This window comes from Streptomyces sp. NBC_01546 (assembly GCF_045208355.1).
In the GTDB taxonomy this organism is placed as follows: domain Bacteria; phylum Actinomycetota; class Actinomycetes; order Streptomycetales; family Streptomycetaceae; genus Streptomyces.
In genome coordinates this window covers 3,725,401-3,749,551 of sequence record NZ_CP109379.1, presented here as the reverse complement: position 1 = coordinate 3,749,551, position 24,151 = coordinate 3,725,401, and the positions used below count along the sequence as shown (strand labels likewise).

The following is a 24,151-nucleotide window of genomic DNA, read 5'->3' as shown; positions in this document are numbered from 1 at the left end:
CCTTCGCCGGTGCCTGCGCGAGGGATCAGGCGGTGTCGGCGATGTCGGCGTAGCCCCCGATGTCCCGCGGGTCACGCCGGCCGGGGCCGATGTAGCGCGCCGACGGACGCACCAGGCGGCCCGTGCGCTTCTGCTCCAGGATGTGCGCCGACCAGCCGGCGGTACGGGCGCAGCTGAACATCGAGGTGAACATGTGCGCCGGGACCTCCGCGAAGTCCAGCATGATCGCGGCCCAGAACTCCACGTTGGTGGCCAGCACCCGGTCGGGGCGGCGCGCGTGCAGCTCCTCCAGCGCGGCCTTCTCCAGCGCGGCGGCCACCTCGTAGCGCGGCGCGTCCAGCTCCTTGGCCGTACGCCGCAGCACACGGGCGCGCGGGTCCTCGGCGCGGTAGACGCGGTGCCCGAAGCCCATCAGCCGCTCGCCCTTGTCCAGGGCCTTCTTCACGTACGCCACGGCGTCGCCGGTGCGCTCGATCTCCTCGATCATGCCGAGCACCCGCGAGGGCGCCCCGCCGTGCAGCGGCCCGGACATCGCGCCGACGGCGCCGGACAGCGCCGCCGCGACGTCCGCGCCGGTGGAGGCGATGACGCGCGCGGTGAAGGTGGAGGCGTTCATCCCGTGCTCGGCGGCCGAGGTCCAGTACGCGTCGACGGCCTTGACGTGCTTGGGGTCGGGCTCGCCCCGCCAGCGGATCATGAACCGCTCGACGACGGACTCGGCCTTGTCGATCTCCCGCTGCGGGACCATCGGCAGGCCCTGGCCGCGGGCGGACTGGGCGACGTACGACAGCGCCATGACGGCCGCGCGCGCGAGATCGTCGCGCGCGGTCTGCTCGTCGATGTCCAGGAGCGGTTTCAGACCCCACACGGGGGCGAGCATGGCAAGCGCGGACTGCACGTCGACACGGATGTCACCGGAGTGGACGGGGATCGGGAAGGGCTCGGCGGCGGGCAGGCCGGGGTTGAACGCTCCGTCGACCAGCAGGCCCCACACGTTCCCGAAGGAGACGTGCCCGACCAGGTCTTCGATGTCGACACCGCGGTAGCGGAGCGCACCGCCTTCCTTATCGGGTTCGGCGATCTCCGTCTCGAACGCGACGACCCCTTCGAGCCCGGGTACGAAGTCGGACATCAGGCGGCTCCTCAGATAGTGCGAACACGCGCGGCTCCCGGCGTGATTCGCGGTCCGGCGCGGTCATCCCCGTTGATGCCCGGCACGGCCGATGGTCACCCGCGCGGGGACCCTCGGACCGGCCCCAAGATTTTGTCCGTTCCGGATGGACTGCGGAAGCGTGACATACGGCACACCTCCACAGGGCCTGCTGCGGCAGGATGGCCCGCGTGACCCACCAGGACCTTGACCCCGCCATCATGCGCAAGCAGTACCGCTCGGAGATCGTGGAGGAGGACAGCCTCGCCGAGGACCCGATGCGGCAGTTCGACCGGTGGTTCCAGCAGGCCGCCGCCTCGCACATCTTCGAACCCAACGCCATGATCGTCTCCACGGCGACCGCCGACGGCCGCCCCAGCTCCCGTACGGTGCTGCTCAAGCAGTTCGACGAGCGGGGCTTTGTCTTCTTCACCAACTACGAGTCCCGCAAGGGCCGCGAGCTCGCCGAGAACCCGCACATCGCCCTGCTCTTCCCCTGGCACCCCATCTCCCGCCAGGTCGTCGTCACCGGTACGGCGGCCCGCATCGGCCGCGACGAGACGGCGGCGTACTTCCGCTCCCGCCCGCACGGCTCGCAGCTGGGCGCCTGGGCGAGCGAGCAGTCCAGCGTGATCGGCTCCCGCGCGGAACTGGACCGCCGCTACGCGGAGCTCGCCGCCCGCTACCCGGAGGGCGAACAGGTCCCGGTCCCGCCGCAGTGGGGCGGCCTGCGCGTCACGCCGGACGAGGTGGAGTTCTGGCAGGGCCACGAGAACCGCCTCCACGACCGCCTGCGGTACGTCCGCGATGCCGAGAAGTGGCGCGTCGAGCGTCTCTGCCCGTAGACCGACTCCGCCGTGAACCGCTTCTGCCCGTGAACGCAGACGACCCGCGGGCTCGGGTTTCTCTCCTGCAGTGAGAGAAGCCGGCCGGACGTGCCGGCGAGCCCGCGGGTCGGGTGACTGCTTGGGATTGGCGCTCGGCGATCCCGCCGGGCACCGCACTGGGTGCGTGCGACGACGGGCGCTTAGCCCGCAGTCACCTCACGCGTCCGGATGTCATACATTTCCGGGATCACCTCCTTTCAGTGTGCTGCCACTGTAGGCACCCCTGCGGACGCCGCTCAAGGGAATTTCGGGACCCGTCTTCGAGACGGCCGATCCCGGCCCCACCCCCGCCCGAACCGGATCATTCCGGGGTATTCGGAGGAACGGGGTGTGGGCTGCGTCACGTTCCAGTTCAATGATCTGACGTGCCGCACACGCGAACACCTGCTGGGGGTGCCAGGTGACTGCTTCCGGACGTGACGAGACCACCGACGACGATCTGCTCGCAGCGCTGCTCGACGGGATGGACGCCGCGCTGTGCGCGTTCGACTCCGATGGCGTGATCACCCACTGGAACCGCGAGGCCGAGCGGATCCTGGGCTGGTCCGCCGCCGAGGCCGTCGGGCGCAAGGGCTTCGAGGGATGGGCGGTGCGGGCCGCCGACGCACAGGACGTGCAGGACAGGCTCATGGCCGCCCAGGACGTGCCGGGCCGGCAGGTGCACGAGTTCGCGCTGCTGACCAAGGACGGCGGGCGCGTCCTCGTACGCACCCAGTCCGCCGGGGTGCCGGGCGCGGACGGGAAACCGGCCGGGGTGTACTGCGCGTTCACCGAGGTGCACGCGCAGATCGACCTGGAGCGGTCCATCGCGCTGAGCGAGGCCCTGCTGGAGGACGCCGCGTGGGGCGTCGTCCTCGTCGACGTCGACCTGCGGCCCGCCGTGGTCAACACGCACGCCGCGCGGGCCCTGGGGGCCGGGCGCACCGCTCTGCTGGGCCGTCCCCTCGGGGAGCTGCTCGTCCAGGGGGTGGAGGAGCTCGAGGGCGCCCTCCAGCACGTGCTCGCCGAGGGCGCGCCGCCCGCCCCGGTGGAGCTGTGGGTGTCGGTGCGGACGCCGGACGGGCCGCGCCGGCGGTGCCTGCGATGCGGGTTCCTCCGGCTGGCCTCGCCGCTCGCGGAGGAGCCGGTGCCGCTCGGGGTGGCCTGGCTGTTCCAGGACGTCACCGAGGCCCGGCAGGCCCAGCTGGACACCGCGCAGCTGCGGTTCCGCTCCCACCAGCTGCACCGCGCGGGCCGGGCCGCCGCCGAGTGCGAGGATCCGGCCGAGGCGGCGGCCGTACGCCTGGACTTCGCCCTCGCGGGCTTCGCCGAGCACGCGCTGCTGGACGTACTGGACCCCTCGGCCGGTCCCGAGCGGCGGCGGCTCGTACGCTCCGCCGTCTCGCCGCCCGCGCTGCCGGGGCCCGGGGCGATCCCCGTGCGGTACGAGGCCGGACACCCGGCGCTGCAGGCCCTGGACCGGATCGGCTCGGTGCGGACGAGCGCGCCGCGCGGGGCGGTGGACCCGGAGTGGGCGCGGGCCCGCCACTGGCCCGAGGGCGCGGCGCACGTGCTGTGCACGGTGCTGCGCAGCCGGGGGCGGACCCTGGGAGCCGTGACGTTCGTACGCGGACCCTCGCGGGCCGCCTTCGAGGGACCGGACGCGGCGTACGCGGAGGAGGTCGCGGGCCGGATCGCCGCCGATCTGGACCTGGCGGCGGGGACGCGTTCCTAAGGGCTGTCCGGGAGGTGCCTAGTGGCGGAAGAAGATCCGGTCGCCGTACTCCTTCATGACGCGGCCGTTCCACTCGTGGCCGCCGTCGACGTTGCCCGAGCGCAGCAGCGGGGGCTCGATCCCGCGGGCGGCGAGCTCCCCGGCCGCCGCCGCCATGACCGCCTGCATGATCGCGCTGGTCACGACGGTGGAGGCGGGGGCGAAGGGCGCGTCGATGCCGTCGATGCTCAGCTCGGCGTCGCCGACCGCGATCTTGCTGTCGAGGACGACGTCGCAGTGGTCCTTCAGGAAGGTGCCGGAGGCGTGCCGCGACCTGGTTTCGGTCGCGTACGCCAGCGAGGTCACGCCGATCACCTTGAGGCCGATGGCGCGGGCGTTCATGGCCATCTCGACCGGCAGCGCGTTGCGCCCGGAGAGGGAGATGATCACCAGGACGTCGCCTTCGGATGCCGGGCTGCTGTCCAGGACGGCGGCGGCGAGGCCGTCGACCCGTTCCAGCGCGCTGCCCAGCGTCGCGGGCATGACGTCGATGCCGGCGGTGCCCGGGACCGCGAGGAAGTTCATCAGGGCCAGTCCGCCGGCCCGGTAGACCACGTCCTGGGCGGGCAGCGAGGAGTGCCCGGCGCCGAAGGCGAAGAGCCGCTTCCCGGCCGCCACGGCGTCGGCGACGAGGGAGCCGGCCTCGGCGATCCGCGCGGCCTCCTCGTCCCGCACCCGCTCCAGAAGGCCGATGGCGGCGTCGAAGAACTGACCGGCCAGCTTGCTCTCGCTCATACGCCGATGGCCTTCCGGGGGTGGGGTGCGTCCGTGTCCGCCGCTCACCGTGCGGTCTGGACCAAGGGCGTGTCAATACGAACGTCAATCCAGGGGGGACATCTCCGCCGAGATGTCGCGGAGATGTCCGGGAGAGGGCTTGACGCTCGGTACGGGACGGTTGTGGGCCCGATGCGTCAGAATTGGGGGCAGGGCCAGCGCACGCAATCCGAGGGGCACGAATGTCCGGACTGATCGACACCACGGAGATGTATCTCCGCACCATCCTTGAGCTGGAAGAGGAAGGTGTGGTCCCCATGCGCGCCCGTATCGCCGAGCGGCTCGACCAGAGCGGCCCGACGGTGAGCCAGACGGTGGCGCGGATGGAGCGGGACGGGCTGGTGGCCGTCGCCAGCGACCGGCACCTGGAGCTGACGGAGGAGGGGCGGCGGCTGGCGACGCGGGTGATGCGCAAGCACCGGCTCGCCGAGTGTCTGCTCGTCGACGTCATCGGCCTGGAGTGGGAGCAGGTGCACGCAGAGGCCTGCCGCTGGGAGCACGTGATGAGCGAGGCGGTGGAGCGGCGCGTACTGGAGCTGCTGCGCCACCCGACCGAGTCGCCGTACGGGAACCCGATCCCGGGTCTGGAGGAGCTGGGGGAGAAGGCCGAGGCGGACCCGTTCCTGGAGGACGGCATGGTCAGCCTCTCCGAGCTGGACCCGGGCGCCGACGGCAAGACCGTGGTCGTGCGCCGGATCGGGGAGCCGATCCAGACGGACGCCCAGCTGATGTACACGCTGCGGCGGGCGGGCGTGCAGCCCGGCTCGGTGGTGAGCGTGACCGAGTCCCCGGGCGGTGTGCTGGTCGGCAGCGGCGGCGAGGCCGCCGAGCTGGACGCGGAGGTCGCCTCGCACGTGTTCGTGGCGAAGCGCTGACACGGCAGGCAGAGCTGAAGCACTGACACCTGGGCCTGAATCCCGGCAGGAACCCACCCGTCCGGGTCAGTCGGTGGTGTAGTCCTGGTCGGTCAGTGATGTAGATGTTCGTGGTGTGGACGTAGACGGTCGTGATGTGGGCGGTCCCGGCGCCTTGCGGCGCCGGGACCGGTCCTCCCCTTGTGACCTGGAGCCCCGAGCTCTCAAGGTCATCCCCTTCGGACCGTCTTCCCCGAGCGGCCCGCCTCCCTGTTGAAAGGATCTCCATCGGCAGCGGCGGCCAATCCTTGAGCAAGGTCACTCGAAAGAGCGGTGTTGTCGGCGAGACGCCTGTTTTCGAATACGGGTTCGATAGTCTGGCCGGGAGCGAAGGGGGTGCATCTGCGGTGGTACAGCGCATCGATGTGACAGGGGCCGACGGCGTACGCCTGGCCGCCTGGGAGTTCCGCGAAGCGGATCCTGCGGCCGGGGCGCAGCCGGCCGGGCCGGACCCCCGCCCCGCGGTGCTCTTACTCCACGGGCTCATGGGCCGCGCCTTCCACTGGGCCGGCACCGCCCGCTGGCTCGGCGAGCACCGCCGCGTCATCGCCCTGGACCAGCGCGGCCACGGCCAGAGCGACCGCCCGCCGGCCGGCCACGACGTCCGAACCTCTCTGGGGCGCGAGGCCTTCGTGGCCGACGCGGAGGCCGTCGTCGAGCAGCTCGGCCTGGCCCCCGTGACCCTGATCGGCCACTCCATGGGCGCCCTCACCGCATGGCAGCTCGCGGCCCGCCGCCCGGACCTGGTCGAAGCCGTGGTCATCTGCGACATGCGCGCCTCGGCCCTCGGCGAAGCCTCGCAGCAGGAGTGGGAGGACTGGTTCCACCGCTGGCCGGTGCCCTTCCCGACGCAGGACGCCGCCCGCCGCTGGTTCGGCGAGGACGACCCCCGGGTGGAACGGCCCGACCCCGGCCGCGGCGCGTTCTTCGCCGAGGTCATGCACGAGGCCCCGGACGGCTGGCGCCCGCTCTTCTCCCGCCGCCAGATGCTGACGGCCCGCGAGACCTGGGTCCACGACGCCCACTGGGAGGAGCTGGCCCAGGTCCGCTGCCCCACGCTGGTCGTCCGCGGCCTGGACGGCGAACTGGGCCGCGCCGAAGCCCAGGAGATGGTCCGCGTCCTCCCGGCGGGCCGCTACGCCGAAATCCCGGACGCGGGCCACTACCTCCACTACGACCAGCCGGCAGCCTTGCGCGCGGCCCTGGAGCCCTTCCTGGAGGGTGTCGGGGCAGACGCTTCACGTTGAGGGGGCGGGGCCCCCGAAGCCCCGCCCCTCACGTCACCCCTTGCTGACCGCCAGCAGGATCTCCGGCAGCCTCCGTGCCACCACCGGGGCCGCCAGGCGCAGGCCGGCCCAGGTCGCCAGCGTGCCCCAGGCCACGCCCAGCGGGAGCACCAGCCAGGACACGTCCTGCAGGTCCGCCACGTTGAGCCAGATCGTCAGGGCGATCACCGGGGCGGCGATCAGCGCCGACGCGAGCATTCCGCCGAAGATGCCCATCCAGGCCAGGCCGCCCTGTCCCGGGGCGACGTTCTTGAACGCGCCGTCCGTCGGGATCGAGTACGGGTACCGGGCCGAGGCCACCGCCCCCGTGCAGAGCATCGCGCCCAGCAGGGCCAGGGCCAGCCCCAGCGCCGCCGGGAAGCCGGACCAGTTGCCGACCAGGGCGGCCGTCACCACCGTCACGAAGACCGTGTACGGGACGGTGACCAGGGCCAGCGCACAGGCCCGCGCGCGCAGTTCCACGTACGCGTCGCGCGGGGTGGAGATGGTCTGCGCGACCATCCAGAACGCCGAGGTGTCCTGCCCGAACTGGTTGTACATCTGGACGCCGAGCATCCCGGCGCCGAAGCAGGCGAGGTAGAGCGAGCCGGTGCCCTGGAGGGCGTTGAAGACCGGGACGATCAGGCCGATCGCCAGCGCCGTCACCCACGCCGACTTCGTCTTCGGGTCGCGGACCGCGTAGCGCAGGGTCCGCTGCATCGCCGCGCCCGTCCGGCCCGCCGGCAGCAGCGACCAGAAGCCGCCCCCGCTGCGGTCCTTCTCCGGCTTGGCGGCCGCGATGGTCGAGCCGTCCGGGGTGACCATCAGCTTGGTCAGGCTGCGCTCCCAGAACCAGAGCAGCAGGGCCAGGGCGCCGACCGTGAGGGCCAGTTGGGCCGCCGCCACCCCGTAGGAGCCCTTGCTCGCGGAGTCCACCATGCCGACGGCGGTCGCCGGCGGCAGCCAGCGCACCACCGCCTCGGCCGGCTCCAGCTGGGACAGTCCGCCCGTCTGGAACAGGCGCTGGCTGGCGAAGTTGACCAGCTGCGCGCCCACCGCGATCAGCAGGCCGCTGAGCAGCGCCAGGTCCCGCCCCTTGCGGCTGGTCAGCAGCCGCACGTTGGCCGTGGCCACCGCCCGAGCGAGGGCCACGCAGCCCAGGAGCAGCAGCGGGACGGCCACCACCGAGGCCGCAACCCCGGCGGCGCCGCGCGCGACGGCTATCACCGAGCCGACCGCCAGGCACAGCGTGAACAGCGGCCCGATGCCGACCAGCGAGGAGGCCAGCAGGGCCCGTACGAGAGGACGCGGGCGCAGCGGCAGCATGACCAGCCGGCTCGGGTCGAGGGTCTCGTCCCCGGTGGGGAAGAACAGCGGCATGAAGGCCCAGCCGAGCGCGAGGATCGCGGCCAGCAGTACGACGACCGTGCCCGCGTGGGCGTTGCCGTGCAGCACGGCCAGGCCGAGCGTGACGAAGAAGCCGACCACCAGCGCGAAGACCAGCGAGGTGATCCAGGCGGCCTTGCGCTTGGAGGAGCCCTTCAGCCCGTTGCGCATCAGCGACAGCTTCAGCCGTACGAAAACCGCCGTCACGGAGGCAGGAGCGGAAGCGGAAGCGGTGGCAGCGGTGGATGCGGTGACCGCGGTCATCGTGCGACCGCCGTCCCGGAGCCGCCGCCCAGCCAGTCCAGGGAGTCCCCGGCGGCGTCGCGCCCGTGGGCGCCGACCAGTTCGAGGAAGGCGGCCTGGAGGGAGGGCGCGGAGCCCCGTACGTCGGCCAGCGGGCCCGCGGCGCGGATCTGCCCGGCGGCCATGACGGCCACCCAGTCGCACAGCGACTCGACGAGCTCCATCACGTGGGAGGAGAAGACGACCGTGGCACCGGACGCGGTGTAACGTTCCAGCACCCCGCGGATGGTCTGTGCCGACACCGGGTCCACGCCCTCGAACGGCTCGTCCAGGAACAGCACCTCGGGGTTGTGCAGCAGCGCGGCCGCCAGGCCGATCTTCTTGCGCATGCCCGTCGAGTAGTCCACGACGAGCTTGTGCTGCGAGCCCGCCAGGTCCAGGACCTCCAGCAGCTGCGTCGCCCGCTTGTCGGTCTCCTCGCCCGGCAGCCCCCGCAACCGGCCCATGTAGCCGAGCAGTTCGCGCCCCGAAAGCCGCTCGAAGAGCCGCAGCCCCTCCGGCAGCACGCCGATCCGCGATTTCACCTCGACCGGGTCCGCCCACACGTCATGCCCGGCGACGAAGACCCGTCCCATGTCCGGGCGCAGCAGCCCGGTCACCATCGACAGCGTCGTCGTCTTTCCCGCGCCGTTCGGGCCGACCAGCCCGATGAATTTGCCCGCGGGCAGCTCCAGGTCGATCCCGGAGACGGCCACCTGCTCGCCGAAGCGCTTCCACAGACCTTCCACCCGCACGGCGGACGGCGCGGATCGCGCGCCACCCGTCCCGTACGTCCCGCCCGTCGCATCACCCTGGTCCGGCATGCGCCTGCCTCTCGTCACACGTCCCCGTTTGGTCGTTCTTCGCTCACCATAGGAGGAGGGGGAGAGGCTTGAGCAGTTACTTATGTCATGAGTTTCCGGTCAGTAATGTCCCAGGTCGGCGGGGGCGGACCTGGCTCCGGTGCCCGGGCCTCAGGCCTGGCGCCGCTTTCGGTCGGCGGCGGCCTCGCTCCCGCACGCGTACGCCAGCGCGTCGATCAGTTCCTCTGTGTCCGGCAGCCACCGGTTCGCCGGCGTGGGCCGCCGCGCCCATTGGACCGAGCCCCGGCCGCCGAAGCGGGTGGGCGGGGCGGCCACGTACTCGCCCTCGCCCCGGGCGACCAGGTCGAGCGCCGACGGCGTCCAGCCCAGCTTGCGGACGAGGTCCGCGACCTTGGCCCCGGCGCCCGGCAGGACGAAGAACAGCATCCGGTGGTCGGGCGTGAGGGTGACCGGCCCGAGCGTGCGCTCCATGCGCTCCAGCCGTGCCAGGGCCAGGAACCCGGCGGCGTCCGGCACGTCCAGCGCGTCGAACGTCCGGCCCGTGGGCATCAGGATCGAGGCCCCCGGGTGCCTCCCCCAGATCTGCCGGACCCGCACCGCGCTGCCGGTCGCCTGCGCAGCCCAGTCCTTCACCGCCGGGTGTGCGCCCGGGGTCGCGCAGTCCTCCGCCCCGCAGGAGCACAGCTCCCGTCCGTCGCCCGCCTCCAGCCAGGTGCCGGCGAAGACATCCCAGTGCCGTTCTTCCGCGTACCGCACGGCATGGTCCAGCAGCTGCTCGCCGCGCTGCTTGGGGATGGGTGCGGTCTCCGTGACTGCCATGGTCTCTTCCACGCCCATCACAACTCCGCGGGTCACCTGGGGTTACGGGCGTAAACCAGCCGGTGGGCGGAGCATCGATCCTGCATACGGGGCGCACTGATGCACGGGCGGGGGCGCGTAGGAGCCCGGGGCGCCGGAGTTGGGTAGCGACACGACGCAGAGCGGAAGATTCTCCGCACATCAGGCGGGAAGTGATCATTCCAACGATCACCCGCGGCCTCAGGGGGTTTTCATGGCAGCCAGGCCTCTCGTTGCCCGCCAGCCGAACGAACGGCTGCAGGCGCTCATCCAGGAAGCCGGGTGCTCCAACGCCGGGCTCGCCCGGCGGGTCAACATGTGCGGGGCGGAACACGGCCTCGATCTCCGCTACGACAAGACCTCCGTGGCCCGCTGGCTGCGCGGCCAGCAGCCGCGCGGCCGGGCTCCCGGAATCATCGCCGAGGCGCTCGGACGCAAACTCGGCCGGACCGTCACCATCGACGAGATCGGCATGGCCAACGGCAAGAACCTCGCCTCCGGCGTCGGCCTGCAGTTCTCCCCGACCGTCATCGGCGCCATCGAGCAGGTCTGCGAGCTGTGGCGCAGCGACGTGGGCCGCCGCGACTTCCTGGCGGGCTCCAGCGTGGCCGCCTCCGCGCTCGTCGAGCCGAGCCGCGACTGGCTGATCACCGGCGCCGACACGCAAGTGGCGCGCAGTGGCGGCTCGCGCGTCGGCATGTCCGACGTGGAGGCGGTACGGGCCACCACCGACGCGCTCAAGGACCTCGACCACCGCTTCGGCAGCGGGCACGTGCGGCCGGTGGTCGTGCACTACCTCAACTCCGTGGTGTCCGGGCTGATCGGCGGCTCGTACCGGGAGCCCGTCGGGCGCGCGCTGTTCGCGGCGGTGGCCCGGCTGACGGAGCTCGCGGGCTACATGGCGGTGGACACGGGCCAGCCCGGCCTGGCCCAGCGCTACTACATCCAGGCGCTGCGGCTCGCCCAGGCGGCCGGCGACCGCGCGTACGGGGGCTACGTGCTCGCGGCGTCGATGAGCCACCTCGCCGCCGAGCTGGGCAACCCGCGGGAGATCGCCCAGCTGGCCCGGGCCGCGCAGGAGGGGACGCGGGGGCAGGTCACCCCGCGCGTGGAGGCCATGTTCTACGCCGCCGAGGCGCGCGGGCACGCGCTGCTCGGCGACAACCGGGCGACGGCGGTGCTGTCGTCCCGGGCCGTCACGGCGCTGGAGCGGGCGGAGCCGGAGTCGGGCGACGACCCGGTGTGGATCCGGCACTTCGACCAGGCGTACCTCGCGGACGAGCTGGCCCACTGCCACCGGGACCTGGGCCAGGCGGACGCGGCGGCCAAGCAGGCGGCGGAGGCGCTACGGGGCCTCCCCGCGGGCAAGGCGCGCCGCCGGGCCATCGGGCTGCTGCTGCTCGCGGCGGCGCAGGTCCAGCAGCGGGAGGTGGAACAGGCCTGCCAGACGGCCACGCAGGCGGCGGACCTGCTGTCGGGCCTGCGCTCGAACCGGGGCGCGGAGTACCTGGACGACTTCCGGGCCCGCCTGGAGCCGTACGGGGAGGAGGCGGCGGTCCGCGAGTTCGGCGCGCGGCTGGAGGCGCGGGTCGCCTAGGGCGTGTCGGGCGGGCCCCGGGCAGGCCCCGAACGGGCCCCGAGGGGGCCCGGCGGGCCGGGCGGGTTGCCGGGTGGCCTCCCGGTAGCGGTGCGTTACCGGGTAGCGTGACCGACGGTTCCGTAAGGTTCGGGCGAGTCGGAGAAGGAGACCCGGTGACGGAGAACGGACAGGGGAGCGCCCCCCAGCCGGGTGCCCCGTGGGGTCCGGAGCCCGCGTACGGCTACCCGCAGCACCCGCAGCAGCAGCCGCAGGAGGCCCCCGGGCACGTGGTGGGGCCCGGGTACGAGGGGCCGGGGCAGCCGCACGGCTACGGCTACCCGCCGCTGCCCGAGGCGGCGACGCAGTACATCCCGCCCGTGCCGGCGGGCCCCGCTGCCCCCGCGGCCTCCGCTTACGAGGAGGCGGCGACCCAGTACCTCCCGCCCGTGCCGGCGGGCCCCGCGGCTCCCGCGCACGAGGAGGCGGCGACGCAGTACATCCCGCCGGTGCCGGCGGGTCCCGCGGCTCCCGCGCACGAGGAGGCCGCGACCCAGTACATCCCGCCGGTCCCCGCCGCCGGCGGGCTCGAGCCGTTCGACGGGCTGTTCCGCGGTGACGACTCCGCCGGGCACACCCAGCACCTGCCGCCGGTCCCGCCGCGCGCGTATCCGCCGCGCGGGCAGGGCCCCGTACCGCCGCAGCACCACCAGCCGCCGCAGCACCACCAGCCGCACCCGCAGCAGCAGTTCGCGCCGCCCCCGCCGCCGGAGGCCCCCCGCCGGGTCTCGCCCGCGATCATCGCCGCGGTGGTCATCGGCCTGGCCGTGGTCGGGCTCGGCGTCGGCTCGCTGCTCGGCGACGGCAAGCCGCAGAACAACGACCCGGGCGCGGTCCCCCCGGCGGCCACCGCGAGCGGCGGCTCGGCGGCGCCCGGCGGCGAGGCCCCCGTCGACCCGGCCCGCCCGCAGGCCGTCCAGCTGGACAAGCTCCTCGCGGACAGCAATGACAGCCGGGCCGCGGTGATCAAGGCCGTGGAGGACATCAAGAGCTGCAGCAACCTCGACCAGGCGGCCGCCGACCTGCGCGACGCGGCCCGCCAGCGCGAGGAGCTCGTCACCCGCCTCCAGGAGCTGAAGGTGGACCAGCTCCCCGACCACGCGAAGCTGACCGCCGCGCTCACCAAGGCCTGGCAGTCCTCGGCGGCCGCCGACAACAGCTACGCGGCCTGGGCGGACGACGTGGACGACGACAAGTGCAAGGACGGCAAGGCCAAGAACTCCGAGAACGCCAGCGCCGGCAACAAGGCGAGCGGCGAGGCGACGAAGGCCAAGGAGTCGGCCGCGGTCCTGTGGAACAACATCGCGGCCAAGTACAGCCTCACCAAGCGCGACAAGTCACAGCTGTGAGCCGGACGGCCGTCAGGCCGCCCGGGGGGCCTGTTCCAGGGTCGCGGTCATGTCCATCGTCTGTTCGCCCTCCTGGGCGATGAGCCGGCCCGCCTGGACGACCTGGAAGGTGACCCGGCCGTTGACGATGCGGGGGAAGCCGGCGACGGCGCGCATGTCCTGGTAGCGCCAGCTCAGATCCGGGGTGAGGCCGCCGGTGTTGACGGACTCCGCCTGGTTGAGCGCCCGCGTGACCTTGCGGCCGGTGATGTCCTCGTCCGGCTTGAAGCGCTTCAGGACGTCGTTCAGCACGGTGTACGCGATCCAGGTGGTCTGCGTTCCGCTGTCGTCGGGGTCGACGCCGTCGTCGCCGAAGGCGAAGTCGGAGATGACCTTGCGCATCGGCTCCCAGAGGGGGTCGGTGGCCACCGGGTACCAGCTGGTCAGGTACGCGCCCTCGAAGGGGCTCTCCTTGCCGCCGGTGCGGTCCACCAGGGACTGGCTGACGCTGCCGAGGACCGAGGAGATCTGCGGCTTCCTGTTCTGGGAGTCGGCGCGGCGGAAGGCGTCGAAGAAGGTCTCGGTGCGCTCGCCGAGGACGGCGGTCACACAGCCCTTGGCCTTCTCCTTCTCCTTCTCCTTGTCCTTGCTGCTGCCGGCGGCGGTGATCGCGGCGGTGTCGGCGAGGGCCTCGCGGGCCTGCGCCGAGAAGTCCGCGGAGTCCTCGGCGGCCCGGATGTCGGAGGCGTCGGGGATCTTGTTGGCCTTGAGCCCGGCGTTCAGCAGGATCGGCATCGAGTCGCCCGCGAGGGTGTCGGGGCGGACCAGGGAGACCTGGGCGCAGGCGCGGCCCAGCTGGTGGCCGGCGCCGGCGAGGAGGACGGGCTGGCCGCCGTTGACGGGGTAGGAGAGGGTCGACTGGAATTCTTCGGAGGAGACTCCGTACCCGCCGATGAACGGGATGCCCTCGGCCTCCAGCGGGGCCATGAAGGCGCGTCCGTGCTGGCTGTAGGAGCCGACGACGGCGACGGCCTTCTCGTTGATGGCCTTGCGGGCGCAGTCGGCGGCGCCGCTGGGCGTGTTCTTCTCGTTGCAGGTCAGTACGCGCAGCTTGTGGCCGTTGATGCCGCCCTTGGAATTGACCCAGCGCTCGTACGCCTTGGCCATGCCGGGCATTCCGGGCATGTTGGTCGCCTTGGTGTCCTCGGGTGCGAACGTCATGACGGTGAGGGTGCCCGCGGAGCCCCCCGAGCCCCCGGGGATCAGCCCGCACCCGGCGACGAGACACGCACCCATCGCCGTGGCCAGGAGGGTGCGGGAGAGAGTTGCTGTGCGTCGCCGATCGGTCATGTCCATGCACCATTCCGCCCCACGGGGAACTGGAGAGTGAGGGGTTCACAACATCCGGTGACGTGCAGGTGAATTACCGGGGGGAATCTTCGCCTCCGGTTGTTCACACGCGCCTGAAGATCGCGGAAGGCGGGAACGTACGATCGACGACGTGACATTCGCCCAAGGTTCGAAGAACTCTTCCCGCCGAGGTGGCCGCTCCTCCACCATGGGCGGCATGCCCCTGAACGACATGCCGTGGTGGCGCTGGCGCAGCAACGTGCGCTCGGCGCTGCACATGCTCTCCGATCCGGCCTTCCACGAGGACACCTGGCTCGCCGGCGCCGAAGGCTACGGGGACGTCACCGATGCCGTGTACCGGCTCGTCGAGGACACCTGGCTCGACAGCTGGTCGGCCGAGAAGTACGTCGGCACGATCCTGCGCGACTCACAGGAGGCGGCCCTGGTCGACCTGGCGGTGCTGCGGGTGCTCCGCATCATGCACCAGGTCGGTCCCGACGCGGCCGTCTCCGCCTACCTGGAACACCACGCCTGGCCCGAGGCGGTCCGTGCCGCGCGCGAGGCCCACGTACGGCTGGCCACGGCGGACGGGGACGACCCGGACGCCCGGCCCACGTCGCTGGATGTGTTGAGGATCCTCACCCGCGCGGTGTGAAAGGCTATGCGGTCATGAGCGACCCGCAGCCCGAGGCACAGCCCCAGCCCCCGCAGTACGTCCTGACCGTGTCCTGCCCCGACAAGCAGGGCATCGTGCACGCCGTGTCGAGTTACCTCTTCATGACCGGCTGCAACATCGTGGACAGCCAGCAGTTCGGAGACCGGGAGACCGGACTCTTCTTCATGCGGGTGCACTTCGAGGCCGACCCCCCGGTGACGGTGGAGAAGCTGCGCGCCAGCTTCGCCGCGATCGGCGACTCGTTCAGGATGGACTGGCAGATCCACCGCTCCGAGGAGCGCATGCGGATCATCCTGATGGTGTCCAAGTTCGGCCACTGCCTGAACGACCTGTTGTTCCGCTCGCGGATCGGGGCACTGCCGGTCGAGATCGCGGCCGTTGTCTCCAACCACACCGACTTCGCCGAGCTGGTGGGCTCGTACGACATCCCGTTCGTGCACATCCCGGTGACGAAGGCCACCAAGGACGCGGCGGAGGCGGAGCTGCTGGAGCTCGTGCGTTCCGAGAACGTCGAGCTGGTCGTGCTCGCCCGGTACATGCAGGTGCTGTCCGACACCCTGTGCAAGGAGCTGAGCGGGCGGATCATCAACATCCACCACTCGTTCCTGCCGAGCTTCAAGGGCGCGAAGCCGTACCACCAGGCGCACGCGCGGGGCGTGAAGCTGATCGGCGCGACCGCGCACTACGTGACGGCGGACCTCGACGAGGGGCCGATCATCGAGCAGGAGGTCGAGCGGGTGGGCCACGAGGTGACCCCGGACCAGCTGGTGGCGGTCGGGCGGGACGTGGAGTGCCAGGCGCTCGCGCGGGCGGTGAAGTGGCACAGCGAACACCGCGTGCTGCTGAACGGCTCGCGCACGGTGGTCTTCGCCTAGGCCGTCTGCGGGTGAGGCGCGGCAGGGCCCGTGCGGGCCGGCTGCCGGGGCTCTGCCCCAGACCCTCCCCCAGACTCCGTCCGGGGGGACCCCCACGCCTCAATCTCCCCCCGGACTCCGTCCGGGGGGACTCCCAGGCGAGGCTGGATGAGGCCGGTCCCGGCCGTCAGGCGTCGGGGGCCTCCACGCCGCAGTAGGACGCGAACGCCGACAGGATCTCGTCCTCCGAGATGCGGCCGTCGCCGTCCGCGTCCAGGGCCGCCGCCACCTGCGGGGCCAGGTCGGGCGCCGTGCCCAGGACGCGCAGGACCCGGGCGGCGGCCTGCGGGGTCGCGCCCGCGCCGTCCTCGTCCGCCACCGCGATCACGGCCCGCAGGAACGGCCGCGCGATCTCCGCGAACCGGTCCGGGCTGTCGCGCAGCCGCTTCGCCGCCCCGGTGATGAACTCCTCGCGGGACACCCGCTGGTCCCCGTCGACGTCCGCGATCCCGGCCATGCCCTGCCAGAACGCCTCGGCCCCGGCGAAGACGGCCTGGCCCTTGTCCGACCGGGCTGTGGTGCCGAATTCGGCCAGGACGGCCTTCGCGGCCGCGCTGAAGTCCTCCCGGTCGATATAACCGGACCCGTCCTGGTCGAAGGTGGCGAATCGGGCGGCGATCTTGCGCTCGTACTCTGCGCTGTCCATGTTCGGCGTTCCGCCTTCACGTGTGCGGTGTGTTCAGATCCAGACAAGGCAGGAGCGTAAGGCCTCGGTGGCCTGTGCGTTAAGCGAACGGGTCAAGGGCGCGAACGCATCGAACCCGCGCACGGGGAGCGCGGTGGGGCGCGTACACCTGTACCCATGTGTCGCTGCCCGTACCACGGTTCACACACTGCCACGCCCCTATCACCCAGGGCTCACTTCCAGGGTGACCTTTCCCCAAAACGGGCGCGATCGGCCAGGTGCCCATTACATTCGATGCGTCGACAAACGGCTGGGGGCAGTATGCCTAAGGACGTACCACCGCGCTGGGACCGCCGCATGCAGCAACGCCTCGCCCGCGGCGAGGCCGCCGCGCTCGGAGAGCTGTACGACCGCTTCGCCTCGCTCGTGCACAGCCTGGCGCACCGCGTACTGGGCGACGAGAAGGCCGCGGACCGGATCACCCGCGAGGTCTTCGGCTACATCTGGGAGAACCCGGACGCCTACGACCCCAAGCAGGGCTCCATGCGCTCCTGGGTCGCCCGGATCACCCAGGGCCAGGCGGTGGCCCGGCTGCGCCAGGCCGAACTGGGCCGCGGCTCGCGCGAGGAGCTCGAGCAGAAGGTGCGCAGCGCCAACGCCGCCGCCCGCGCGGACTACATCGTCACCTCCATGCCCGCGCCGCTGCGTGCCGCGCTCGAACTCGCGTACTTCAAACGGCGCGACTACCGGCAGGCCGCCGCGGACCTCCAGATCAGCGAGGACGAGGCGCGGCGCCGGCTGCGGCTCGGGCTCCAACTGCTGTCGACCGCCAACGCCCTCCCGCTGGAGGACACCGCCCAGCCCGGATATGGAACGTCGCGATGAACGGCCCTGCCGAGTGGCCCGAGGACGGATACGAGCGCCCCGGCGGCCGGGCCCGGATACCGGGCCCGCGCGGCGCCGCCGACGACCTCGACCCGCGGCAGGCGCCGCAGGCGGCGCGGTTGCAGCCGCTGCCGGCCGCCCCGCCTTCCCACGCCGTGCTGAAGTCGCTGCTCGGCGCGTGGGCGCTGGCCGCGTGCTCCGCCGAGGAGACGCAGGCGGTGGAGGACCACCTCACCGAGTGCGCGCCCTGCGCGGAGGAGGCGCTGCGGCTGCGCGACGCGGTGGGCCTGCTGCACCCGGAGGAGAACCTCGACCTCAAGCCGCTGCTGCGCTCGCGGGTGCTGGAGGACTGCCTGGGCAAGCGGCCGGCCCGGATCCCGGTGCCGGTGTGGGCGAACCCGTACGACACCGAGACGGCGCGGCTCGACGCGCTGCTCCAGGACTTCGGGGACTCGGAGTGGCACACTCCGGTCCGGCTGAAGTGGTTCGAGGAAGAGCGGCGCAAGACGCAGCGGACCACGGTGGCGGGGGTGATCGGGCATCTGCTGGCGGTGGACGGCCTGGTGGCCACCGCGCTGGGGCTGGACGATCCGCTCGGCAAGGAGGCGCCGGCCGGCGTCGGCCCGTCCGCGCGGACGGAGCACTTCTGGCAGGCGTCGGCGTACCCGACCACGCGGCAGGTCCGCGAGCCGTGGCGGGAGCAGGGGCACACGCTGGTGCGCACGGTCTCCTTCGCGGGGCGCGGTGTGGCGGAACTGGCGGTGGAGTACGGGGACTTCTCGCTGCCGCTCGGGGACGCGTTCCTGGAGCGGGCCTTCGAGTGCTGGGTGCACGCGTGGGACATCGCGGAGGCGGTGGACTACCCGTACGAGCCGCCGGCCGGGCCGCATCTGCACCGGATGATCGACCTGGCGGCGCGGCTGCTGCCGGGCGCGCTCGCGCAGCGTCGGCGTGCGGGGCTGGCGGCGCCGGCGAAGGGGCTGGTCGCGGCGGGTGCGCCGGGGCGGACGCTGCACCTGGAGATCGAGGGTGCGGGTGGTGGCGGGTGGGACATCGCGCTGGACTCGCCGGGGGCGGTGCCGTCGGCCGAGCGGACGGTGGCGGAGATCGCGCTGGACCGCGTCGAGTTCTGCCAGCTGGCTGCCGGGCACATCTCCCCGGAGGAGGCGGCCGCGGGCCAGCACGGTGACCGCGAGGCCATCCGCGACGTCCTCTTCGCCGCCGCGTCCCTGAGCCGGATGTAGCCCCCAGACCCCCCGCGCCTCAAACGCCGGCGGGGCTGATCTTCAGCCCCGCCGGCGTTTGAGTGGGGGTCCCCCCGGACGGAGTCTGGGGGAGGGTCCGGGCGGAGCCCGGTTTCGGGAAGGGGCGGGGCGGGGAGCAGCTCCGCGCAGCGGCCCCGCGCCGCCGGGCTAGGAATACCGTTCGCGGAGGCGGTACTTCAGGACCTTGCGCAGGGCCTCGTTGCGCGGGAGCGCGTCCAGGAGCTCCAGCTGCTCCGGGAGCTTGTGCGTGGCCAGGCCCGCGGCCCGCAGGTACGCCGTCACCTGCGCCAGCGTCAGCGCCGCCGCCCCCGCCGGCTGCTCGACCACGGCACAGACACGCTCCCCCCGCTCCGCATCCGGCAGCCCGATGACCGCCACGTCGGCAACCCCGGGCAACTCGTGCAGCAGGTCCTCGATCTCCTTCGCCGAGATGTTCTCGCCCTTGCGGATGATGACGTCCTTGCTGCGCCCGGTCAGCACCAGGTATCCGTCCGCCGTGAGGTGGCCCAGGTCGCCGGTGATCAGGTAGCCGTCCGCGTCGAAGACCTCCGCCGACTCCGACGGATCCCGGTTCAGGTACCCCTGGCAGACCGCCTCCCCCCGGAGCCGGACCTCCCCGTCGACCCCCGCCGGGAGCGGCTCGCCCGCCGGGTCCGTGATGCGGATGGACATCCCGGCCGGGGGCCGGCCCTCGGTGGTGGCCAGGTGTTCCGCCGTGTCGTCGGGGGCGCCCATGGTGATCATCGGGACCTCGGTCATGCCGTAGCCGTGGGTCAGCTGGCAGCCCATCTCCCGTACGACGGCGTGGTAGATCTCCGGCGGCTTGGGGGCGCCGCCGCCCGCCAGCAGGCGCAGCGTGGGGATCAGCGGGACGCCCGGGTCCTTGCGCTGTTCCGCGAGGAACATGGAGTAGAAGGCCGTGGAGCCGCCGGCCACGGTGACCCCGTGGCGGCGGTAACCGTCGAGGGCGTCCGGCATCGCGAACTTCTCGAAGAGCACCGCGGGGAAGCCGTACAGGAGCAGCATCACCAGGTAGTCCGGGCCGCCTATGTGCGCGTACGGGAAGGCCATCGAGCCGACGTCGGCCGGGGTCAGGCGCAGGGCGTGCGCGAGGCAGGAGCCGCCCGCGATCAGGGAGCGGTCGGTGTGCAGGACGCCCTTGGGGTCGGAGGTGGTGCCGGAAGTCCAGTAGATCCACCGGACGTCGGTGCCGGAGACGGGCGGCGGGGGGAGTACGGAGGGGGCGCCGTCCGGGAGGGCGGAGTACGCCTCGAAGACGCCGCGCGCGCCGAGCCGTGCGGCCATCGCCGGGTAGTCGAAGCCCCGCCACACGCCCGGGACGGCGAAGAACTCGGCCTTGGACTCGCGGAGCGCGAAGCCGACCTCCCGGTCCCGGTAGAACGGGATGACGGGGGACTGGACGGCGCCGATCCGGGCCAGGGCGGCCGAGAGCAGGACGGTCTCGATGCGGGTGGGGAGCTGCCAGGCGACGACCGTGCCCGGGCGCACGCCCATGGCGTAGAGGCCGGCGGCGGCTCGCTCGGAGCGGTCGCGGAGCTCCCCGAAGGTCAGGCGGCGGCCGTCGGCGGGGTTGTGGGAGGCGGGGGTTTCTGCGGTTTCGGCCGCCTCGATGAGGACGGTGTCGTCCGGGGTCAGGGCGGCCCGGCGGGCGATCAGTTCCCACAGGGTCGCGGACCGGCTCAGTTCCGTCGCGGTGCCGGTCGTCGTGTCCCTCATCCCAGACCTCCCCATAGCTGACGGATAGTCAGATCAAGCGGAGAGCGTAGAGCGCTGACGCTTGTCGGTCCAGGGGTGGCGGGGCTAGCTTGTTTCTGACGATCCATCAGATTGGGGAGACCGCATGGGACTGGAACTGCCTCGGATCATCAGCGTCGACGACCACGTGATCGAGCCCGCGCACCTCTTCGACGTCTGGCTTCCCGCCAAGTACCGGGACCGCGGCCCCAAGGCCCTCACCGCGGGCATCGGCGAGCTGGAGTACACCGGCGGCAAGTACGTGATCTCCATGGACCCCGACGGCCCGCCGACCGACTGGTGGATCTACGAGGACCTGAAGTTCCCGTACAAGCGCAACATCGCCGCCGTCGGCTTCGACCGCGACGACATGACGCTGGAGGGGATCACCCGGGAGGAGATGCGCCGCGGCTGCTGGGACCCCAGGGCGCGGCTCGCCGACATGGACCTCAACCACGTCGAGGCCTCGCTGTGCTTCCCGACCTTCCCGCGGTTCTGCGGGCAGACCTTCGCCGAGGCCCACGACAAGGAGGTGGCCCTCGCCTGCGTGCGCGCCTACAACGACTGGATGGTCGAGGAGTGGTGCGGCGACAGCGGCGGCCGACTGATCCCGCTGTGCATCATCCCGCTGTGGGACATCGACCTAGCGGTCGCCGAGATCCGGCGCAACGCGGCCCGCGGGGTGCGCGCGGTGACCTTCTCCGAGATCCCGACCTACCTGGGGCTGCCGTCCATCCACTCCGGGTACTGGGACCCCTTCTTCGCCGTCTGCCAGGAGACCGGCACGGTGGTCAACATGCACATCGGGTCCAGCTCCCAGATGCCCGCCGCCTCCCCCGACGCGCCGCCCGCCGTCCAGGCCTCGCTCAGCTTCAACAACGCGATGGCCTCCATGATGGACTTCCTGTTCAGCGGGGTGCTGGTGAAGTTCCCGACGCTCAAGCTGGCCTACAGCGAGGGGCAGATGGGCTGGATCCCGTACGCCCTGGAGCGCGCCGACGACGTCTGGCAGGAGCACCGCGCCTGGGGCGGGGTCCGCGACCTGATCCCCGAGCCGCCGTCCACGTACTACTACCGGCAGATGTTCTGCTGCTTCTTCCGCGACAAGCACGGCATCGCCTCGCTCGACGTGGTGGGCCGCGACAACGCCACCTTCGAGACCGACTACCCGCACGTGGACTCGACCTTCCCGCACACCAAGGAGGTCGCCCTCGACCACGTGAAGGGCCTGGACGACGAGACGGTCTACAAGCTGATGCGCGGCAACGCCATCCGCATGCTCGGCCTCGACCTGGACCGGGACCTGGGCCGGGTCAAGGGCCGCTGATGGACCTGACCTACACGGAAGAGGAGCAGGAGTTCCGGGCCCGGCTGCGCGGCTGGCTCGGCAAGGCGCTGCCCGAGCTGCCAGCCAAGCCCTCGCCGGACGACTGGCCCGGGCGGCGGGCGTACGACCTGGGCTGGCAGCGCAGGCTGTACGAGGCCGGGTACGCGGGCCTGCACTGGCCGGTCGACGCGGGCGGCCGCGGGGCCACCCCGACCCAGCACCTGATCTTCCTGGAGGAGACCGAGCGCGCGGGGGCCCCGTACGTCGGGGCCAATTTCGTCGGGCTGCTGCACGCGGGCCCGACCATCGCCGCCGAGGGAACGGCGGAGCAGCGGGCGCGCTGGCTGCCGCCCGTACTGCGCGGCGACGAGGTGTGGTGCCAGGGGTTCAGCGAGCCGGACGCCGGCTCCGACCTGGCCTCCCTGCGCACGCGCGCGGTCCGCGACGGCGACGAGTACGTGATCACCGGATCGAAGATCTGGACCTCGCACGCGGAGGTCGCCGACTGGTGCGAACTGCTCGTACGGACGGACGCGCAGGCCCCGAAGCACCGGGGGATCTCCTGGCTGGCCATGCCCATGGACGCGCCGGGCGTGACGATCCGGCCGCTGCGCACGCTCGCCGGGTCGACGGAGTTCGCGGAGATGTTCCTGGACGAGGTACGGGTTCCGGTCGCCAACCGGGTCGGAGCGGAGAACGACGGCTGGCGGGTCACCATGGTCACCCTGTCCTTCGAGCGGGGCACCGCCTTCGTCGGGGAGGTCGTCGCCTGCCGCCGGACCCTGGGCGAACTGGCCCGTACGGCGAAGGCGAACGGGCGCTGGGACGACCCGGTGCTGCGGCGCAGGCTGGGGCGGCTGTACGGGGAGTTCGGCGCGCTGTGGCGGCTCACGCAGTGGAACGTGAGCGAGTCGGAGCGCTCCGGCGGGGTCCCCGGCATCGGCGGCTCCGTCTTCAAGCTCGCCTACTCGCACGCGCGCCAGGAGCTGTACGAGGCGGCGGCGGAGGTGCTGGGGCCCTCGTCCCTCTCCCTGGAGGAGGAATGGACCCTGGACCGGCTCTCCTCCCTCTCCTACACCATCGCGGCGGGCACCTCGCAGATCCAGCGGAACATCGTCGCCGAGCGCATCCTCGGCCTCCCGAAGGGCCGGTGAGGGGCGTGGACTTCCAGCCGACCGAGGATCAGCGGGACCTGCGGACCGGCGTACGGGACCTCCTGGCGGGCCGGTACGGGCGCGAGGCCCTGCGGGCGTCGGTGGACACGGGTGCCGCCGTGGACCGCGGGCTGTGGCGGGAGCTGGGCGAGGCGGGCTTCTTCGCGCTGCGGCTGCCCGAGGCCGACGGCGGGGTCGGGCTCGGGCTGCCGGAGGCGGTGCTCGTCTTCGAGGAGGCCGGGCGGGCGCTCGTGCCGGGGCCGCTGGTGGCCACGCACCTGGCGGCCGGGGTGGTCCCGGGGGCGGCGGCCGGGACCACGGTGGTCACCGCCTTCGACCTGGGGGACGGCCTGGTCGCGCACCTGGGGGAGGCGGAGGCGGTCCTGGGCGCTTCCGGGATGCCCGCAGGCTCACCGGTGCGCTCGGCGGACCCGCTGACCCCGCTGCACCGGGTGGTCTCGTACGGGGACTCCTCCGCGTACCGCTCGGAGGGGGCGCTGCTGACGGCCGCGCTCCAGGTCGGGAGCGCGCTGCGGACGGTGGAGCTGGCGGTGCGGTACGCGGGCGAGCGCGAGCAGTTCGGGCAGCCGATCGGGGCGTTCCAGGCGGTCAAGCACCTGTGCGCGCAGATGCTGGTGCGGGCGGAGGTGGCCCGTACGGCGGTCTACGCGGCGGCCGTGACGGCGGCGGTGCCGGCTGCGGTGCCGGCGGCGGTGACCGCGGAGTGCGCCGTGGGAGACGCGGAGATCGCGGCGGCCAAGCTCCTCGCGGACGAGGCCGCCGTGGGCAATGCCCGGGACTGCCTCCAGGTGCACGGCGGGATGGGCTTCACGTGGGAGGCGGACGTCCATCTGCACCTCAAGCGGGCGTGGGTGCGGGCGCAGCAGTGGTGTACGGCGGCGGAGGCGGAGGAGCTGCTGGCGGCGGAACTGCTGGGTTCGGCGCCGTAGCCGTCTGTTACGGGAGGGAAGGCGCGGGACTCATGTCCGATTACGGAGAGTTGATATCGGTTTGTGTCCTTCGCCCCCCTCGTTACGGACCGGAGTCGGGGGGTCGCTCCGGTACGCTCCCACGAATGCGAGCGGTTGAGCGGCGCAGGCGTCGCACAGTATGCACCACGCCCACTCCTTCGCGCGGGAATATGCCCGAAGCGCTTGTTGTGGT

The 24,151-nt window shown here is 72.4% G+C and carries 21 protein-coding genes; 13 read left to right on the top strand and 8 right to left on the bottom strand.

Going from position 1 to position 24,151, the window contains the following annotated elements; all coding sequences use genetic code 11:
* Positions 1-25 precede the first annotated feature (25 nt).
* Positions 26-1,132 (bottom strand): citrate synthase 2, encoded by a 1,107-nt coding sequence (locus tag OHA89_RS16995; protein ID WP_215139520.1) that lies wholly within the window; start codon positions 1,130-1,132, stop codon positions 26-28.
* A gap of 200 nt (positions 1,133-1,332) precedes the next feature.
* On the opposite strand from OHA89_RS16995, the gene pdxH reads away from it, so the two are divergent.
* Both pdxH and OHA89_RS16985 read left to right on the top strand, forming a co-directional pair.
* Positions 1,333-1,995, top strand: coding sequence for a pyridoxamine 5'-phosphate oxidase (gene pdxH, locus OHA89_RS16990; RefSeq protein WP_215139519.1), 663 nt, complete (start codon positions 1,333-1,335; stop codon positions 1,993-1,995).
* 442 nt (positions 1,996-2,437) lie between these two features.
* The gene (locus OHA89_RS16985) at positions 2,438-3,751 is read left to right on the top strand and encodes a PAS domain-containing protein (RefSeq protein ID WP_215139518.1); all 1,314 of its coding nucleotides are present in this window, start codon (positions 2,438-2,440) and stop codon (positions 3,749-3,751) included.
* Between the two features lie 18 nt (positions 3,752-3,769).
* Here the strand turns inward: OHA89_RS16985 and OHA89_RS16980 are convergent, their stop codons facing one another.
* A complete protein-coding gene (locus OHA89_RS16980; RefSeq protein WP_266608423.1) occupies positions 3,770-4,525 on the bottom strand; it encodes an SIS domain-containing protein in 756 nt (251 codons plus the stop codon).
* Positions 4,526-4,746: 221 nt separating this feature from the next.
* On the opposite strand from OHA89_RS16980, the gene OHA89_RS16975 reads away from it, so the two are divergent.
* Together OHA89_RS16975 and OHA89_RS16970 are read left to right on the top strand one after the other, a co-directional pair.
* On the top strand, positions 4,747-5,439 hold the full coding sequence (locus OHA89_RS16975) for a metal-dependent transcriptional regulator (RefSeq protein WP_215139516.1): 693 nt from the start codon (positions 4,747-4,749) through the stop codon (positions 5,437-5,439).
* A 386-nt stretch (positions 5,440-5,825) separates the two neighbouring features.
* On the top strand, positions 5,826-6,725 hold the full coding sequence (locus OHA89_RS16970; protein WP_266608422.1) for an alpha/beta hydrolase: 900 nt from the start codon (positions 5,826-5,828) through the stop codon (positions 6,723-6,725).
* A 33-nt stretch (positions 6,726-6,758) separates the two neighbouring features.
* Here OHA89_RS16970 and OHA89_RS16965 read toward each other — a convergent pair whose 3' ends face one another.
* The 3 genes from OHA89_RS16965 to OHA89_RS16955 all read right to left on the bottom strand — a co-directional run bounded on the left by OHA89_RS16965 (position 6,759) and on the right by OHA89_RS16955 (position 10,054).
* Entirely contained in the window at positions 6,759-8,393 is a 1,635-nt protein-coding gene (locus OHA89_RS16965; protein WP_266608421.1) for a transporter, read from the bottom strand.
* Positions 8,390-9,235 carry an ABC transporter ATP-binding protein gene (locus OHA89_RS16960; protein ID WP_215139513.1) on the bottom strand — a complete coding sequence of 282 codons (846 nt, stop codon included), beginning with the start codon at positions 9,233-9,235 and terminating at the stop codon, positions 8,390-8,392. The genes OHA89_RS16965 and OHA89_RS16960 overlap by 4 nt, the downstream gene beginning before the upstream one ends.
* A gap of 150 nt (positions 9,236-9,385) precedes the next feature.
* Positions 9,386-10,054 (bottom strand): bifunctional DNA primase/polymerase, encoded by a 669-nt coding sequence (locus OHA89_RS16955; RefSeq protein ID WP_406366538.1) that lies wholly within the window; start codon positions 10,052-10,054, stop codon positions 9,386-9,388.
* Between the two features lie 232 nt (positions 10,055-10,286).
* On the opposite strand from OHA89_RS16955, the gene OHA89_RS16950 reads away from it, so the two are divergent.
* Together OHA89_RS16950 and OHA89_RS16945 are read left to right on the top strand one after the other, a co-directional pair.
* On the top strand, positions 10,287-11,669 hold the full coding sequence (locus tag OHA89_RS16950) for a transcriptional regulator (RefSeq protein WP_215139511.1): 1,383 nt from the start codon (positions 10,287-10,289) through the stop codon (positions 11,667-11,669).
* Between the two features lie 155 nt (positions 11,670-11,824).
* Positions 11,825-13,057: a hypothetical protein gene (locus OHA89_RS16945; protein WP_406366536.1), complete on the top strand. Its 1,233-nt coding sequence runs from the start codon at positions 11,825-11,827 to the stop codon at positions 13,055-13,057.
* Positions 13,058-13,069: 12 nt separating this feature from the next.
* Here OHA89_RS16945 and OHA89_RS16940 read toward each other — a convergent pair whose 3' ends face one another.
* Positions 13,070-14,386: an ABC transporter substrate-binding protein gene (locus OHA89_RS16940; RefSeq protein ID WP_406366535.1), complete on the bottom strand. Its 1,317-nt coding sequence runs from the start codon at positions 14,384-14,386 to the stop codon at positions 13,070-13,072.
* 208 nt (positions 14,387-14,594) lie between these two features.
* Here OHA89_RS16940 and OHA89_RS16935 point away from each other — a divergent pair, with 208 nt between their 5' ends.
* Together OHA89_RS16935 and purU are read left to right on the top strand one after the other, a co-directional pair.
* The gene (locus OHA89_RS16935) at positions 14,595-15,041 is read left to right on the top strand and encodes an SCO4402 family protein (protein ID WP_215139682.1); all 447 of its coding nucleotides are present in this window, start codon (positions 14,595-14,597) and stop codon (positions 15,039-15,041) included.
* A gap of 14 nt (positions 15,042-15,055) precedes the next feature.
* Positions 15,056-15,937 (top strand): formyltetrahydrofolate deformylase, encoded by an 882-nt coding sequence (purU, locus tag OHA89_RS16930; RefSeq protein ID WP_215139508.1) that lies wholly within the window; start codon positions 15,056-15,058, stop codon positions 15,935-15,937.
* 166 nt (positions 15,938-16,103) lie between these two features.
* On the opposite strand, the gene OHA89_RS16925 is transcribed toward purU, so the two are convergent.
* Positions 16,104-16,622, bottom strand: coding sequence for an EF-hand domain-containing protein (locus tag OHA89_RS16925; RefSeq protein ID WP_257554946.1), 519 nt, complete (start codon positions 16,620-16,622; stop codon positions 16,104-16,106).
* Positions 16,623-16,922: 300 nt separating this feature from the next.
* Here OHA89_RS16925 and OHA89_RS16920 point away from each other — a divergent pair, with 300 nt between their 5' ends.
* Together OHA89_RS16920 and OHA89_RS16915 are read left to right on the top strand one after the other, a co-directional pair.
* Positions 16,923-17,486 (top strand): sigma-70 family RNA polymerase sigma factor, encoded by a 564-nt coding sequence (locus OHA89_RS16920; protein ID WP_215139506.1) that lies wholly within the window; start codon positions 16,923-16,925, stop codon positions 17,484-17,486.
* Positions 17,483-18,730 (top strand): maleylpyruvate isomerase N-terminal domain-containing protein, encoded by a 1,248-nt coding sequence (locus OHA89_RS16915; RefSeq protein ID WP_266608413.1) that lies wholly within the window; start codon positions 17,483-17,485, stop codon positions 18,728-18,730. The genes OHA89_RS16920 and OHA89_RS16915 overlap by 4 nt, the downstream gene beginning before the upstream one ends.
* Positions 18,731-18,898: 168 nt before the next feature.
* Here OHA89_RS16915 and OHA89_RS16910 read toward each other — a convergent pair whose 3' ends face one another.
* On the bottom strand, positions 18,899-20,488 hold the full coding sequence (locus OHA89_RS16910; protein ID WP_406366533.1) for a class I adenylate-forming enzyme family protein: 1,590 nt from the start codon (positions 20,486-20,488) through the stop codon (positions 18,899-18,901).
* 124 nt (positions 20,489-20,612) lie between these two features.
* On the opposite strand from OHA89_RS16910, the gene OHA89_RS16905 reads away from it, so the two are divergent.
* From OHA89_RS16905 to OHA89_RS16895, 3 genes are read left to right on the top strand one after another with little or no spacing between them, the layout of a single operon-like run.
* Positions 20,613-21,833: an amidohydrolase family protein gene (locus tag OHA89_RS16905; RefSeq protein ID WP_406366531.1), complete on the top strand. Its 1,221-nt coding sequence runs from the start codon at positions 20,613-20,615 to the stop codon at positions 21,831-21,833.
* Positions 21,833-22,987: an acyl-CoA dehydrogenase gene (locus OHA89_RS16900; protein WP_266608408.1), complete on the top strand. Its 1,155-nt coding sequence runs from the start codon at positions 21,833-21,835 to the stop codon at positions 22,985-22,987. The genes OHA89_RS16905 and OHA89_RS16900 overlap by 1 nt, the downstream gene beginning before the upstream one ends.
* Before the next feature lie 5 nt (positions 22,988-22,992).
* Positions 22,993-23,937: an acyl-CoA dehydrogenase family protein gene (locus OHA89_RS16895; RefSeq protein ID WP_266608406.1), complete on the top strand. Its 945-nt coding sequence runs from the start codon at positions 22,993-22,995 to the stop codon at positions 23,935-23,937.
* Positions 23,938-24,151 lie beyond the last annotated feature (214 nt).

Coding starts and splice junctions, on each gene's coding strand:
- OHA89_RS16995 (WP_215139520.1), bottom strand. CDS start 1,132: ATGTCCGACTTCGTACCCGGGCTCGAAGGGGTCGTCGCGTTCGAGACG.
- pdxH (WP_215139519.1), top strand. CDS start 1,333: ATGGCCCGCGTGACCCACCAGGACCTTGACCCCGCCATCATGCGCAAG.
- OHA89_RS16980 (WP_266608423.1), bottom strand. CDS start 4,525: ATGAGCGAGAGCAAGCTGGCCGGTCAGTTCTTCGACGCCGCCATCGGC.
- OHA89_RS16975 (WP_215139516.1), top strand. CDS start 4,747: ATGTCCGGACTGATCGACACCACGGAGATGTATCTCCGCACCATCCTT.
- OHA89_RS16965 (WP_266608421.1), bottom strand. CDS start 8,393: ATGACCGCGGTCACCGCATCCACCGCTGCCACCGCTTCCGCTTCCGCT.
- OHA89_RS16960 (WP_215139513.1), bottom strand. CDS start 9,235: ATGCCGGACCAGGGTGATGCGACGGGCGGGACGTACGGGACGGGTGGC.
- OHA89_RS16955 (WP_406366538.1), bottom strand. CDS start 10,054: ATGGCAGTCACGGAGACCGCACCCATCCCCAAGCAGCGCGGCGAGCAG.
- OHA89_RS16950 (WP_215139511.1), top strand. CDS start 10,287: ATGGCAGCCAGGCCTCTCGTTGCCCGCCAGCCGAACGAACGGCTGCAG.
- OHA89_RS16940 (WP_406366535.1), bottom strand. CDS start 14,386: ATGACCGATCGGCGACGCACAGCAACTCTCTCCCGCACCCTCCTGGCC.
- OHA89_RS16935 (WP_215139682.1), top strand. CDS start 14,595: ATGGGCGGCATGCCCCTGAACGACATGCCGTGGTGGCGCTGGCGCAGC.
- purU (WP_215139508.1), top strand. CDS start 15,056: ATGAGCGACCCGCAGCCCGAGGCACAGCCCCAGCCCCCGCAGTACGTC.
- OHA89_RS16925 (WP_257554946.1), bottom strand. CDS start 16,622: ATGGACAGCGCAGAGTACGAGCGCAAGATCGCCGCCCGATTCGCCACC.
- OHA89_RS16920 (WP_215139506.1), top strand. CDS start 16,923: ATGCCTAAGGACGTACCACCGCGCTGGGACCGCCGCATGCAGCAACGC.
- OHA89_RS16915 (WP_266608413.1), top strand. CDS start 17,483: ATGAACGGCCCTGCCGAGTGGCCCGAGGACGGATACGAGCGCCCCGGC.
- OHA89_RS16910 (WP_406366533.1), bottom strand. CDS start 20,488: ATGAGGGACACGACGACCGGCACCGCGACGGAACTGAGCCGGTCCGCG.
- OHA89_RS16905 (WP_406366531.1), top strand. CDS start 20,613: ATGGGACTGGAACTGCCTCGGATCATCAGCGTCGACGACCACGTGATC.
- OHA89_RS16900 (WP_266608408.1), top strand. CDS start 21,833: ATGGACCTGACCTACACGGAAGAGGAGCAGGAGTTCCGGGCCCGGCTG.